Genomic DNA, 14,645 nt, shown 5'->3' with positions numbered 1-14,645 from the left:
CGAAAGTTTCCGAATCAAAGCAAAAAAGCCCACATCAAGTGGACTTGGATTTTAACACGATTAATTCAGTATTAGCTAGCCGATTTTGGGCTAGTTTTGACACTTTTTTGACGTCGAGGTTGGTCACTAAGCGCAGTCGGTAAGGCTAATTGAATCGTGAACCAGCCCGCTGTCAAATCTGCGGTGAGCTCGCCACCCATCGCCGTGACTAATTGCTTGGATAAATAAAGGCCTAAACCGCTAGATTCCGGATTCGTTCGACTGCTGGAAGCCGTGTAAAATTGATCAAAGACGTGCTGAATTGCCAACTGGTTTGTGGATTTGATGTCATTTTTCACCCGTAAACAGGTTTGTTGACCACTGAACTGATAGCTGATTTCGACTTGATGGGCGGCATAACGTAGGGCGTTTTGAATGATATTTTGTAGCACCCGCGTCAATAACTCCGGATCCCCCTGCACCCGCCTTAACACCGACTCACTCGGAAAAGTCACTCGTAAGTGACGCTGATCAAATTGGTCAAAAAAGCTTAAAAATTCACTTTCGACTTGCTCATTCAACGCCAACGGTACAATTTTCAGCTGTTTCTGCCGACCTTCCAACCGTGTCAGATCATAGAATTCATCGGTCATCGTCATCAGCTTCGAAACACCTTGTTGTATCATCACCAAATAGCGTTGCCGTTTGACCGGATCAGTGGTCTGTTGCAGTAGCTGCACGTACCCGTTAATGGCTGTCAATGGGGTTCGTAAATCATGTGATAAACCAGTTATGGCTAATTGGAGTTGCCGCTCTGCTCGCCGACTATGACTATTTTCTTGTTCAAACGCTGTAACCATCGTATTTAACGCCGTAATTAAGTTGATCAAGTTACGCTCACGAAATGTTAAAAATAGGCGACCACCATGGCGGGCGTGATCCGGTAACTGAGGAACTGCGGCAGTTAGGCGTCGAATCTGGCGCTTTAATAACCACAAATAACTAACCAAACCAAGGATTATCATTCCAGCAACAATCAGCAAACCGACCATCGGTACCTCCTCCTAGACTAATTTAAATCCAATGCCCCAGACCGTTTGGATATAGTGCGCACCAAACTTGTTCAATTTTAACCGCAAATGACTAACATGAACATTCACCGTTTTATCGTTAGCCAAATAGGCCTCCTGCCAGACACTCTCATACAAATTCGCCCGACTAAATACTTTATGCGGATGTCGAATCAAAACGGTTAAAATGTCAAATTCATGACTCGTTAGCGCTATCGGCGCATCGCCGACCGTGACTGCCCGCGTCTCTAAATTGACACACAAATCCTGATAACGCAAAATCGTTTGCGACGTGGCTGGTTCGGTGTGATGACGCAACTGAATTGCTATTCGCGCCAATAGCTCATCAATTTCAAAAGGTTTCGTGATATAGTCGTCCGCCCCATGGGTCAACAAATCTAACTTAGAAGCTTGATCGACTTTAGCTGACAACGCAATCACCGGCACCATTGAAGTCGTGCGCAATTGCCGAATCACTTGCTCACCCGGTAATCCAGGCAACATCAAGTCCAATAAAATTAAGTCGACTGGTTGTTGTTTAAAAACCAGCAAGCCTTCCGTACCAGAATAAGCACTGAGCACCTGATAGTGATGACTAGTCAAGGTCTCAGTCAATAAAGCATGGACCGCCGCATCATCTTCAATAATTAAAATTGTCGCCAACTCCGCACCGCTTTCTTAAAAACTCATTTAATATCCGACCGCTTAAACCATTGATAACCGATCAAACTGGCAATTAAAATGGTAAGCCAGCTCACCAGTAACATCTTCGGTACCAAGTCTAACACTTGCGGGCGCGTGAAATTAACATAAAATAGATAGCTTTCAGTGAACCACCAAGTCACCGATTCTAACCCGTTAATCTTCTGAAAAACGCCTGGTACTAAGCCCATGCCAATCGTATATACAAATGACCAGATGAGTGCTGACCCGATTTTCTGTGTCATAAAACTGATGGCCACATACACTGCAACCCCCGCAGCCAACAAACTAAATAACGTCACTAGTACTAGCCAAAAATACACGCCATAACTTGTGACACCTGCCATTTTACCAAAACCAAAAACCAAGCCATAGCCTACCATACTCATTCCCGTGACAACGATTACGGTCAGCGCGGTAAGCCCAAGTGCGACAGCTAATTTAGTCAAATAAAACTTCAAACGACTCGTGCCAAGCGATAAGGGGTTGCGAATCGTGCCAGTCTCAAATTCCTCACCAATATAAAAACTGATAAAGGCACAAAACAGGAGTAAAATCAGTAGGTTACTCTTCAACGACATCAACACAGCACTGGCACCATTGACCACTTGATCAACCTGCAACGTTAAGCCACCCTGATAGTGATTCTTAGACAGACTATTCAACAATTGAAAAATCGGTAAAATGATGACTAAGCCAACGACCAACCAAAATTTGCGACCACCTTGCAACTTCAAACGTTCAGCTCTCAATAAGTTTAACATGCCTTACCCCTCCGTTACGCTCATAAAATAATCTTCTAACTTCTGATTGGTCATCCCAATCCGCTCAACGGCAATATCGGCTGCAACCAATTGTCGCGTGAGTTCCGGTACTGAAACCGCAGCAAAAATCTGTAAGCGATGCGCATCACTAACTGTATAATCAGTGATCGCCATTTGATCAAGGACCACGACCGCCTGCTTGGCATCATCCACGACCAAGTCAACGTAGCGGCGCGTCTTTTCTGCCAATTCCGCCTGGGATAATTCTTGAATCAATTGACCATGATGCAAGATGCCATAATCAGTTGCGACTTGTGATAATTCATCCAAAATGTGACTTGAAATCAAGACGGTGATACCTTGTTCTGAAGCCAAGCGTTGAATGATGGTCCGGATTTCAATAATTCCAGCTGGATCTAATCCATTGATTGGTTCATCTAAAATCAACAACTCCGGATGACTAATCAAGGTTTGCGCAATTGCCAAGCGTTGTCGCATCCCTAAAGAAAAATTTTTGACCAACTTTTTGCCGGTATCACTCAATCCCATTTGCCTCAGTAAGTCGGTAACTTCAGACTCGCCAACGCCCGCATTAGCCGCTTGAACTGCCATGTTCTGACGAGCAGTCAATTCTGGATACAACGCCGGGGTTTCAATTGATTGTCCAATTTTGCGCCGCCCCGCCTGGAGACCAAGCTCATCATGTTGACCAAATAAGGTGATCTGGCCCTGATCATAATGCGTCAATCCCATAATTAGTCGCATAATTGTTGACTTACCGGCCCCATTCTCACCAATCAAGCCGTAGATCATGCCTCGCTTTATCTCCAAGCTGACATGATCAATCACAGTTCGGCCCGCATACTGCTTAACAAGGTCTTGTATTTTTAAGATTGTTTCTGTCATTTTTCTCACTCCTCATCATCGATACTTATACTTTACCGTCGAAGTCTAAATCAATTGACTAATAAGTGTAAAGAAAACATAAAGTTAACCCAAACAATGTCTGCCCAGTTGGTTGTCACCATTCGACAAAAAAGGGCTCGGAAATTTTTAAACTGATTTCCGAGTCCTATTTTAAAACCTAACCAAATTGACGTGCTAAAAAGTAATCTCATAATCAAATTGAACTTTTTTATAATAATCAAGTTCAATAAAATCCGTTGGTCGAACTTCACCGGGGGCTTTGTCAAAATACACTACGCCAGCTAATTTCAACATCGTATAGACAAACTGTGAGCAGAACATAATATTGGGCCGATAGGAGTGTTTGGCAACCAGTCCGACCATATTATAAGCACTGCCTTCACGGTTGATTTCGGCAATTTTGTCAATCATCGCTTGCTTTTGAGAACGGGTGACCGGCAAGCGATAGACTAAGACCGACGCATCTGGCTTCTGATGAAAGAATTCCAAATTTTCGGCATTCATCCCTGGTGGATAAACATTATCGCCACCGTTGTAGCTCAGAATCGTCGCCAAGTCATGATCAAATGCCAACGACACATGGTTATACTGTTTCTGAGTAAAAGACGAGATGATTTCACTCGCAGGGCTCCCAGTGTTGGAAACCACAATATAGATGCCTTCATCAGCTAAAGTGGCCGTGGCATCTTCAAAATAAGCTGGTGTCAGTGTTCCATGGTTGATATAGCGGGTCGCACTGTGCCGTGGTAAATCGCTTAGAACGGTTTTTAAGTGGTCAATCGACATACTCTGCGACATTTTTGACATTTGTCGCAGACTCTTTTTGACCCGATCCCGGTTGCGCCGTAGTTCTGCAAAACTAATGGCACTGGCATCTGCGGCGGATGGCATATAAAAATCATCTTGATGTTGCACGATCACAAACCGTTCCACCAACAAAGGTAATAATAGTAACGCTAACGCCACTAGCTTAGTGGGATAATATAACGCCGTCCAACCCCGCATCGGAAATAAGACCATGGCGTTAAATACTAATTGAAATACCATCACACCGATATAAGCCGCACTCAATCCCAACTTGACCCGCCGTTGTGAATTTGTGAGCCACGTGCGCACAATTAGGCCGCCAGCGAGACCCACACTGGCCAAGGTCATCAACGGCATTGTCGCAAACACATACAATAACCCTAATAACGCCACGACAATCCCCCGATTAACCCTAACTCGATGTAAAATATCATTCATCGTTTCATCGCGTCGCTTTCCTGTTTCTGCCAAGACAATTATGCCAAGGTGTTTTAACTATACGTAAGCGATTGCAACCTGTCAACTCAAAAAAGAGCGACCTCGTCACTTAAGACTAAGTCGCTCTAATTTTATGGCCTACATTTCGTCAGGTGCTTTAACCCCTAAGAGTCGTAATGCTTCCTTCAAGACGATGCTAACACTCTTAACTAAAGCTAAGCGCGCAGTTAAATCATCATCTTCAACTAAAATCTTAGTATTACCATAATACTTGTTAAAGGCTTTTGCCAAATGGATCGCATATTTCGCAATAATTGATGGTTCATATTCGTTGCTTGCACGAACGATGGTTGCTGGGAATTCACTCAACAACTTCAAGGTATCCCAAGCAGCTGGGTCACTCAGAGCTTGCCCGTCTGCAGCAAGCACGGGACTACCAGCTTTCCGTAAGATACTTTCAGCCCGAGCATGAGCGTACTGAACGTAAGGACCGGTTTCACCTTCAAAACGGACAACTTCTTCCAAGTTGAAATCAAAACTATTCATCCGTTCATTCTTCAAATCATGGAAAACGACCGCACCAATCCCGACAGCGTCAGCGACGGCATCTTTGTCGGCCAAATCAGGATTTTTTTGATCGATTTGTTGATGAGCTAAAGCCACCGCATCGTCCAAAACTTTATCCAATAAGATGACTCGACCACTGCGCGTCGACAACTTCTTCCCATTTGAAGTGATTAACCCGAATGGAATATGATGAATTTCATCGGACCAATCAAAGCCCATTTCTTTCAAAACAGCTTTTAATTGCTTGAAATGGTTCGTTTGTTCGTTCCCAACCACGTATAGCGATTGGACGAAATCGTAAGTCCGCTTCCGGTATAACGCAGCTGCTAAATCACGCGTGATATACAACGTCGCGCCATCTGACTTCTTGATCAAGGCGGGGTTCAAATCGTATTTACTTAAATCAACAACTTCAGCACCTTGACTCTCATGCAATAAGTTTTTTGATTCAAGAATATCAACGATTTCATCCATCTTATCATTGTAAAAGGCTTCCCCTTTAAATGAATCGAATTCGATATCCAAACGTTGATAGATTTTTTTGAAAGCTTTCAATGACTCTGAACGGAACCATTTCCACAAAGCTAAAGCTTCTTCGTCGCCGTTTTCCAACTTTTTGAACCATTCACGGGCTTCATCGTCCATTTCAGGATGTTCAACGTCTTCTTTATGGAAACGAACATAATATTTCAATAAATTATTGATGGGGTCAGCCTTAACTTCAGCTTCGCTCCCCCACATTTTGTAAGCCGTGATCAACTTACCAAATTGCGTGCCCCAGTCACCTAAGTGATTAATTTTAACAGGCTTATAGTCAATTTTTCTCAAGATATTCGCTAACGAATTCCCAATGACCGTTGACCGTAAATGCCCCATTGAAATTGGCTTAGCAATGTTTGGTGATGACATATCAATCGGCACTTGGCCAGCATTGCCTAACTTGGCATCACCAAAGTGACCGCCAGCTGTCATGATCTGGTTTAAAATATCGGCTGAAAAGTCAGCTTTCTTCAAGAAAAAGTTAACGTATGGTCCCATTGCAACGACTTTTTCGAAACCAGCTTGATCAATTTTCTCAACTAAGTCCCCAGCAATCAATTGTGGGGCTTTGTGCATGGTTTTAGCCAACGTAAACGTTGGAAACGCCAAGTCCCCTTGCTTAGAAGTCTTGGGTTGTTCGATCTTAGCCAAAATATCGGCTAACGTTAAATCTGGCAGTGCTGGTGCTAACGCAGCGGCCACTTGTTGTTTGTAATCCATGTTTTCCTCCTAATAGTTCACAGGTGGTTACCGGACAAAAAAAGTCCCCTACACATTAAACAAAACATGTAAGAGACGAGAATTCCCGCGGTACCACTCTAATTGATATAATATCCACTTATTATTTAAATTGTAGTCTTCAAAAGCGCGCTTCAATCAGTCTGCTGACCTGGCTTGCATCACCCCAGATTCGCTGAACAGCTTAACCAATCTACTTTTCTTTCTCATTAGACGAGTTTTTAACAAGCGTTAGTATAACAGAGTTTAACCAGTTTGACTAGTCACAACCCCAAGTTCTAACGCGAGTAATCATTGCTTTCCAATCGTGGCCAGCTTAATTAACGGTTGGATCATCAAATGCTTGATAAGCCTTGCCAAATTGGGCTTGAAAGGCCGCCCATAGTTTCGGATCACGTCGTTGGACCATTGACCCCGTCGGATAATCGTCCTGATTTAGTAACTGAACAGTCGTCAGCGGCCAGTACTTGGCAATAGTTGTCTTTAAGTGTGCTTCGGTTGGATGTGTTTGCGCATAGGCTTCCAGAAAAGCCGCTAACTTTTTCGATTCTTGCTTGAACGCTTGGCATTCCGACATTGCCGTCGTCAGTTCTTGACTTGCCGCTCGGCGATCCGCTTCTTCGATGCCATTAAATGAGATCTCCCAAAATAGCCACGCCATCCCTTCCCAGAAAGGCCCCATCGTTTCGACGCGGACCGGCATCGCCAGCAGTTCTGGATAGGATAAGAATTCAATGCCGGCAAAGAAATGATCGCCTTCACCAGCGTCCTCCGGGTCAAAAATCACTGGGTCCCAGGTTTCCCCGTCAACAGCTGTTGGCGAGTACCGAACTAATAAGTACGACTTCGTCACTGCCGCCGCTGAATAACGCTGCATCGTCTTGATCAGGTATCTTAAGTAAGTTAGGTAGTCAAGTGCCGCCCAACCTTCAGTCAACTCAGCCGTTGCCAAGGTCTTCGCCATCATCACCAGATGGTCATCGCTCAAGGCAGCGGTCAAGACGGCTGGCCAATCATAGAAGCGTGGCAATTTGGCTGCCAGAGTCAGCGTCGTTGGGGTCGTCAAACAAAACTGAGTCAAATTGCCAGTCTGTGCGGATGACAATGGTGACCAACTGATGGCATAAGTGACCGTTTGATGATTGGTCACGACCGTCAAGCGAGTGAGATCTGCTGCCTTTGCAAGTCGCGCTGTGCTAGCATCGGCCAGTTCTGTCGTGGCCAATTGTAAGTGAAAACCAGCAAGACTGACCCCATCTGGTCTCGCGCGATTCGGGACTAACGTTAAATCTTGGATCGCGGTGCCTCGAATACCGACTGCCTCACCAGTTTCAAATGTGAGTGTCACTTGCACGATTGGTTCCAAATTAACCGTTGCGCCCACCATTTTAAGTTGCTGCACCAACGTTTGCATCTCAGTTGCTGATAAGCATTGTGTTGTCTCGGTCATGACCTATTCCCCCAGATTCAGTCTTTAGTTGAATTTAGTGTACCGCTCGTAGGCCCGAGCGCAATTAATTGCGTCTACAAAAAAATCGTTTTTGAGTCAAAACGATTTTTGTTAACAAATTCAATTGGTCCTACTACTAATCAGCAAATCTTATTCGAGAATTTCAAGATCATATCCTGATGTGGAATGCCATCTTCTAGGTAAACTGCCGAAACTGGCGTAAAGCCAAAGGAACGATAAAACCGGTCTAAATAATGCTGCGCTTGAATATTGATCTGCGTCGTCGCCGGCCAAAGGCTTCGAATCTGCCGAATGGCTTCGATAATCAATGCCTGTCCATTCCCCTGACCACGTGCGGCTTGACTGACAATGACTCGGCCAAACCGCGCCTGATTGTTTGGTTCACGCATTAGACGCGCATAAGCCATCAACTGTCCAGCCGAATCTGTTCCTAGTAAGTGAGTGGCTATTAAATCAGTATCATCAACTTCTTGGTACGCACAATTTTGTTCCACCACAAAGATTGCCACCCGCAATTTATAGATGCCCTGTAATTGCCGTGGTGTTAATTCATCAAACTGATAACCTTCAAACTGCATGTCAATTCACACTCCTCAGTTAGAAAAACGGCACAAAAAAACTAGTAACCTGACTGCCAAGTTACTAGTTTGCCGAATTGAAATTTAAGCGGGTGACGAGAATCGGACTCGCGACTCAAGCTTGGGAAGCTTGTATTTTACCACTAAACTACACCCGCATTGACAACAGAAAATAGTATAGCATATATTTTCTGCCTTGTCATCGTTAAATTTAAAAAATTATGCTTCTGGTTCTGGAACTTCAACTGGCGCTGGTGCAGCCTTGATCATCTTAGCATCCGCCTTGCGAACAACGGCACGATGATTGTATTCGTTCACGATTGGTTCATCAGACTTCGTAAATTCTTTAATTAAAATCAGAACTGAGTTTTCATAAACTTTTTCGATTTCACCTTTAAAATCATGTTCAAGTGAAGCAAATTTTTTACCTTGGACGTAATCGCCAATTTTTAATTCTACAGCCATTAGAAATCTCCTTCATTCAAATTGATAACAAATATTATCAAAGATAACCTTCAGTTGCAAGTGAAATTCTTAGTTTTTTACGGAAGCTTCCATGACTGGCGCCGTCTTAACTTGATTATGCGCTTCAGCCCGGGCTAAATGGCGTAACTCACGCACCGCTTTAATATAAGCCGGTAACAAGACCGCACATGACCCTAGCCAAGCTAACGGTTCAGATGAGCAAGCCCCGGTGTAGCCGAGCAACTTGACCATGATCAAAGCCGCAAAGACCCGCATAAACAGTTCGGCAGCCCCTGCCAGGGTTGGAATTGCAGAACGACCCAAGCCTTGAAGCGTGTTCCGCATAATAAATAACATAGATAATAAGATATAAGTACTTCCAATAACATTAAAATACGTTTGTGATAAATTCAGGACGGCCATATCTTGGTGGCCGACGAATAAGCCAACCAATTGTTTGCCCCAAATAATTTCAATTAAACCGGCTGCGACACTGAAACTACCAGACAACCACATCGTTTGTTTGACCCCTTTGACGATACGGTCATATTTATGCGCACCAAAATTCTGAGCCGCAAAGGTCGCCATCGTCACCCCGAAGGACATTAAAGGTTGCGTCGCCACTTGGTCAATCTTTTGGGCCGCTGTCGTGGCGGCCACTGAATTGGTTCCCAAACTATTTAAAGCCGCTTGCAACACGATTGTCCCAATCGCAATGATTGACATTTGAAATGCCATGGGTAGCCCGACCTTTAAGTGAGCCCCAACTTCAAGCCGCCGTAATTTGAAATGCCGCCGACCAATGTGCAAAATTGGCACGCGTGCAATGATATAAACAACGCACATTAAGGTAGCAATCAGTTGTGCCAAAATCGTGGCCCAACCGGCACCCGCAATGCCCCAGTGAAAGCCTAAAATAAAGAGCAATTCCAAACCAATATTAATCAACGAACTCACGATCAAAAACCACAATGGCGTCCGACTATCCCCGAGCGCACGAATGATGTTGGATAATAGGTTAAACGCAATTGGCGCTAACATCCCGCCCAACATGATTTGTAAGAAGGTTCGCGCATCGTCAATAATATCCTTTGGCGTCTGCATTAACACTAAGATGTGGTCAACAAAAATTAAAGAAATAATCGTTAAAATAATCCCAACAATTAAACTAATCACGATACTGATGGCAAAACTACGCCGGACGCCTTTAAAATCCTTGGCGCCGTAGTGTTGCGCGGTCAGGATTGACAATCCAGCCGTTAAGCCTTGGGCAAAGCCAATAATTAAAAATTGCACACTCCCGGTTGATCCGACCGCCGCTAAGGCTTTCACGCCCAACGTTTGGCCGACAATCAAAGTGTCAGATAAGCTATAAAATTGTTGAAAAATATTTCCGATTAATAATGGAATCGTAAACCAAAAGATTAGTTTTAACGGGTTCCCCTTCGTTAAATCATTCATTTTTACACTCCTTTCGTTAAGTCAACTCGCCACTTGGTAACCGTTTTCTTTCCCGTCAGTTCCCAAGCAAACTTTGTTAGTATAACAACTTTACCACTGCAATACTAGTAATTTACTCGCGAAATATAAAAGTAATTATTCTGTAATATCGACCAGCCCACTGACACAAAAAGACTGACTCATGCTAGCATTCAGCAAGTCAGTTTCACTTCAATGAGTTAGGCAACCATATAAGCGTAATAAGTGACAAGAACACAAATCACCATACAGATTAAGTTGAGTGGAATCCCAACTTTAAAGTAATCCGTGAATTTATAATGTCCGGGACCATAGACGATCAGATTTGTTTGATAACCGATGGGCGTTGAAAAGTCGGCCGTCGCGGCAATCGTAATCAGCATGACTAACACCATCACCGGCAAATTGACAATATCTGCCGCCGAGATCACGATTGGAAACATCAATGAAATTGCCGCCGCATTTGAGAGGATGGCCGTCAAAAAATTAGTTATAAAGTATAGTAGAAACATATAGATCAACGGTGCCGAAGTTCCGGCCACAGCAACCATGGCTTTCGCAATATATTTGTCCGCCCCCACATTGGACATTGCCAGTCCCAGACCATAACTGCTGGCCACTAAGAATAACACATTCATATCGACTGCTTTGACAATGTCGCTGACGCTGACACATTTTGTGACAAACAGAATGACACAAGTCGCGGCTAGTCCAACAAACAGATCCACAAGGCCCAACGTTGAAATAATAATCGTCACAACCAATAATAAAATTGGTAAAAAATCGCGATAATTTTTGTGACTGCTTTGAACCGTTTGGACATTGAACACGTGTAAATCGGGCATCGTTTCTAACTGAGCTGGCTCATTATTGGTAATAGCAACCAGATTGTCACCACCTTTTAATGCAATGTGACCGATCTGATCGTGCAACCGGACCGAATTACGCTAAATGGCAACAATAACACTTCCATATACCCGCCGAAATTGCGCGGACTTAACGGTTTGATTGATCAAACTAGAATTGTCTGGAATCGAGATCTCGACTAAGCGGGCACGATCACTTGTGACATCCGCCATATCGATTTTCTCAGTACTTGGAATTAAGCCCTTAATTTGCAATAAGTCTTGAATACAGTCGACTGCCCCAGTGAAATAGAGGCGATCGCGTAGCCGTAAAATCGTGCCATCAGTGACTGGGACGATGGGGTCACCCCGTCGATTAATCGCTGCTAAAAAGACATTGTTTAAATGTCGCAGCTTAGCATCCGCTACGGTCTGATTCAAATAGTCAAAGTCCGGCCCAATGGACATTTCAATCAAATAATTATTGGGCTCGGCCATGACCTCATCCACCGAGCTGCCATGATAAGTCGGTAACAATTTGTAACCGACTGTTAGTAAGTAGACCAAGCCGACAATCGTAATCGGAATCCCTACAATTGCTAAGTCAAACGTCCCAAATTGTTTCAGATGATATTTTGAGAGCAACCCTTGCGCCACTAAATTTGTGGACGTCCCTAATACCGTCAACAGGCCGCTTAGAATGGTGGCATAGGATAACGGAATCAAAAATTTCGAAACGGCCAGTCCCTTCTGTTTGCACCAACGTTGAACCATCGGCGTCAATGTGGACACAATCGGCGTATTATTCATAAATGGCGAGATCAAGCTCACCGTTGCTAATAGTTTCAATAAAGAGACCCGTTCATTCTTGCCATTTCCTAAAATACGATTAAACAACCGCGTGATTAAATCACTTTTGGCAATCGCATAGGCCACGATATACATCAAGGCAATCGTTGCGAGGCCATCATTTGCAAAGCCAGCCAGTGCATCGGTTGGCGATAAAATACCCACGAACATCAAGAAGCTCAACGCACACAAAATGACGGCATTTGGGGTGGTGATTTCCATTGCCATCAAGACAAACGTCACCAATAGCGTGATTAAAACAACTGCAATTTTTACGGTCATAGACGTTTCACTCCAATATTAAAATCTGCTGAATCAATGTTGTGGGCGTTGGCGGTCAACGCGCAAGCACTTGGTCGTGACCATCATGATTATTAGTCACTTAACTTGCTTACCAACATGTCATTAAGTTTAAACTTGAAATGTGACTAAATTAGCGACACGGTGTGAAACAATTCAGCCATAAATTGTCACAATTCGGCGACTATGACGATTTCGGGGGTATTGGTTGAAATCTTTTTACGAAAGCGTTGGTTGGTCCTTTACACGGCGTAAAAAAATAAGCATTCAGAAATTCTAAAATAATTTCTGAATGCTTATCTTATCGATTTTTCAGTTTAGTCTTCAGTGAACTATTCATTAACCCCGTAACTGTGCTTAGTTGGATATAGCGAGAAACGTTCGGAACGATAAACATAGCCACCTGAACCTAAATTGCTCAATTTGACATTAAAAACTTCCTGTTTCGTCTGCGTGTCATATTCAATCACATTTGCGGCTTTACCACCGTCCAGCCAACCAAAGTCGATCAACCGATTGGCAGCACTCAAATAACGATTTGAGCCAATAATGTTAGCAAAATTAGCTTTACCTAATGATTTCCCATAAGCGCCGACTTGTTTAATGGTCTTAGTCTTCTCATTGATTTTGTATTCGACACCTTCCGAATACTTCCCAGAAGACGCCTTTAGAGAAGTCTTAGTGTCACCGACCGCAATATTATTGTTAAAGATCAATAGTTTAAGTGCACTTTGATTGCCTAAAGTTGTTGGATCGACGATTGCCGCATGTTGCCCACCTGGCCAAGAAATCTTGCCGCTTGCTTTGAGCAAGTACTTCCGATAGGCTTTCGGCCATGCCGACCGTTTCTTACCAGACAGAATCCACTTGATTTTTTGTGTCTTGTAATCAATCTTCATCACCAAATTCTGATTTCGACTAGAAATAATCAAACTATTATCCGTCTGATCATAATAAACTGAATTTTCGTGGAACCAATCCCGTTTACCCATATATTTACTCGAGCTCGTCGCATTGTAGTGTGTATAGAATTTCGATGGCAAAATATTCTTCATATTGATCACTTTGATGATTTTACCAGTTCGGTGTGAAATCACGATCATCGTATCTTCCACATAAGTCCGGCTACCATCCGACACTGTTGCAATTAAATCGCCATTTGGTAACTCAGTCACATCATGGTGGACTTGGTTATGATTCTGTTTCTTAGAACCCGCCGCTTTTCCCCACGATTTATGATTAAATTTATAGGTTTTGTAGACTTTCCCGGTGTAATCCATCTCGACCAACTCATCAAAATAAGAATTACTTGCCTTTGATTTAGTCCAAATTAGCAAGTGACCGTTCGTTAACTGTTTGAAAATATGTGACGTCGGTTTGGTCGTCACCCAACGAATTGCCCCGTCAGCGTCAATCCCAAAACTATAGTTCTTAGATTGATTTTTGCCAGAAATGGTGGTCCGAACCATAAAGGTCAGCTTCGAATTGCCGGTTCCAAGCGCCATCTTAGACTTATTAGCCTTAGTCACATTGATTTTAACGCTAGCTAATGATGACGGTAATTTTGCCGTCTGCAACCGAATCGTCTTAGTCGCCTTGGTCCCGTCTTTGTACGTCACGGTCAACTTGACGGTGTTATTGTAACCAGCATACAAACCTAGAATTGTTAAATTATGGCTCGTCGAATAGGTACTCTCACTGTTCGTAATCGAGGTCCCTTTAGACTTACCAACCACGGTATAACTCACTTTGGCCGCTTTAGTCGTCTTAAAAATTGCGACCGCTGACAAGGGCGAGACACCATAAGGATTGACCTTAGTATAGATATTGTCCAACGTATAACTCGAATCGGCCGCTGCCTGCTTTAACGCGGTCGTAACCGAACTCTGCGCCTTGATCTCAGTATCGACTAACCGAGTATTGATGTCCTTCGTCGTGGCTGCGGCCGAACGCACTTTGCTCGTTGTAACTGTTGCACTCGAAGATGAGGAACTCGTTGAGGAATTTTGCTGGTGTTGATAGCCATAAAAACTACCGATTGCAAGCAAAATGACGAGGACAATCGTAGTCAACCAACCTTTTTTGTGCATCGCGAAACCTTCCTTCATTCAACTAATTTCTGCCGT

General features: G+C 43.6%; 13 protein-coding genes, 1 tRNA gene and 1 other annotated feature. All 14 genes read right to left on the bottom strand.

What is annotated here, in order from left to right:
* Window positions 1–71 precede the first annotated feature (71 nt).
* Window positions 72–1,031, bottom strand: a complete 960-nt coding sequence (locus FFM70_RS01895; protein ID WP_137615164.1) for a sensor histidine kinase — start codon at window positions 1,029–1,031, stop codon at window positions 72–74.
* A gap of 12 nt (window positions 1,032–1,043) precedes the next feature.
* Window positions 1,044–1,712, bottom strand: a complete 669-nt coding sequence (locus tag FFM70_RS01890) for a response regulator transcription factor (RefSeq protein WP_137615163.1) — start codon at window positions 1,710–1,712, stop codon at window positions 1,044–1,046.
* Window positions 1,713–1,735: 23 nt separating this feature from the next.
* Complete coding sequence (locus FFM70_RS01885) at window positions 1,736–2,515, bottom strand: ABC transporter permease (RefSeq protein WP_137615162.1); 780 nt, start codon at window positions 2,513–2,515, stop codon at window positions 1,736–1,738.
* Between the two features lie 3 nt (window positions 2,516–2,518).
* On the bottom strand, window positions 2,519–3,421 hold the full coding sequence (locus tag FFM70_RS01880) for an ATP-binding cassette domain-containing protein (RefSeq protein WP_137615161.1): 903 nt from the start codon (window positions 3,419–3,421) through the stop codon (window positions 2,519–2,521).
* A 195-nt stretch (window positions 3,422–3,616) separates the two neighbouring features.
* Window positions 3,617–4,720, bottom strand: coding sequence for a hypothetical protein (locus tag FFM70_RS01875; protein ID WP_223877415.1), 1,104 nt, complete (start codon window positions 4,718–4,720; stop codon window positions 3,617–3,619).
* Between the two features lie 105 nt (window positions 4,721–4,825).
* Window positions 4,826–6,514, bottom strand: a complete 1,689-nt coding sequence (gene argS, locus FFM70_RS01870) for an arginine--tRNA ligase (protein WP_137615160.1) — start codon at window positions 6,512–6,514, stop codon at window positions 4,826–4,828.
* 68 nt (window positions 6,515–6,582) lie between these two features.
* Window positions 6,583–6,751 (bottom strand) — a binding site (T-box leader).
* Window positions 6,752–6,848: 97 nt separating this feature from the next.
* Complete coding sequence (locus tag FFM70_RS01865) at window positions 6,849–7,982, bottom strand: hypothetical protein (RefSeq protein WP_137615159.1); 1,134 nt, start codon at window positions 7,980–7,982, stop codon at window positions 6,849–6,851.
* 140 nt (window positions 7,983–8,122) lie between these two features.
* On the bottom strand, window positions 8,123–8,581 hold the full coding sequence (locus tag FFM70_RS01860; RefSeq protein WP_137615158.1) for a GNAT family N-acetyltransferase: 459 nt from the start codon (window positions 8,579–8,581) through the stop codon (window positions 8,123–8,125).
* Window positions 8,582–8,668: 87 nt separating this feature from the next.
* Window positions 8,669–8,739, bottom strand: a tRNA-Gly gene (locus FFM70_RS01855).
* A 61-nt stretch (window positions 8,740–8,800) separates the two neighbouring features.
* Window positions 8,801–9,046 (bottom strand): DUF2187 domain-containing protein, encoded by a 246-nt coding sequence (locus FFM70_RS01850; RefSeq protein WP_137615157.1) that lies wholly within the window; start codon window positions 9,044–9,046, stop codon window positions 8,801–8,803.
* A 69-nt stretch (window positions 9,047–9,115) separates the two neighbouring features.
* Entirely contained in the window at window positions 9,116–10,507 is a 1,392-nt protein-coding gene (locus FFM70_RS01845) for an MATE family efflux transporter (RefSeq protein WP_223877414.1), read from the bottom strand.
* 218 nt (window positions 10,508–10,725) lie between these two features.
* Window positions 10,726–11,457, bottom strand: a complete 732-nt coding sequence (locus FFM70_RS13915; RefSeq protein ID WP_223877413.1) for an SLC13 family permease — start codon at window positions 11,455–11,457, stop codon at window positions 10,726–10,728.
* A gap of 15 nt (window positions 11,458–11,472) precedes the next feature.
* Entirely contained in the window at window positions 11,473–12,501 is a 1,029-nt protein-coding gene (locus tag FFM70_RS13910) for an SLC13 family permease (protein WP_223877412.1), read from the bottom strand.
* A gap of 350 nt (window positions 12,502–12,851) precedes the next feature.
* The gene (locus tag FFM70_RS01835) at window positions 12,852–14,609 is read right to left on the bottom strand and encodes an aryl-sulfate sulfotransferase (protein WP_137615156.1); all 1,758 of its coding nucleotides are present in this window, start codon (window positions 14,607–14,609) and stop codon (window positions 12,852–12,854) included.
* Window positions 14,610–14,645 lie beyond the last annotated feature (36 nt).

Source organism: Lactiplantibacillus nangangensis (assembly GCF_005405065.1).
GTDB lineage: Bacteria > Bacillota > Bacilli > Lactobacillales > Lactobacillaceae > Lactiplantibacillus > Lactiplantibacillus nangangensis.
Note: the sequence above shows the minus strand (reverse complement) of the source record. Positions and strands in the feature narration are given on the sequence as shown.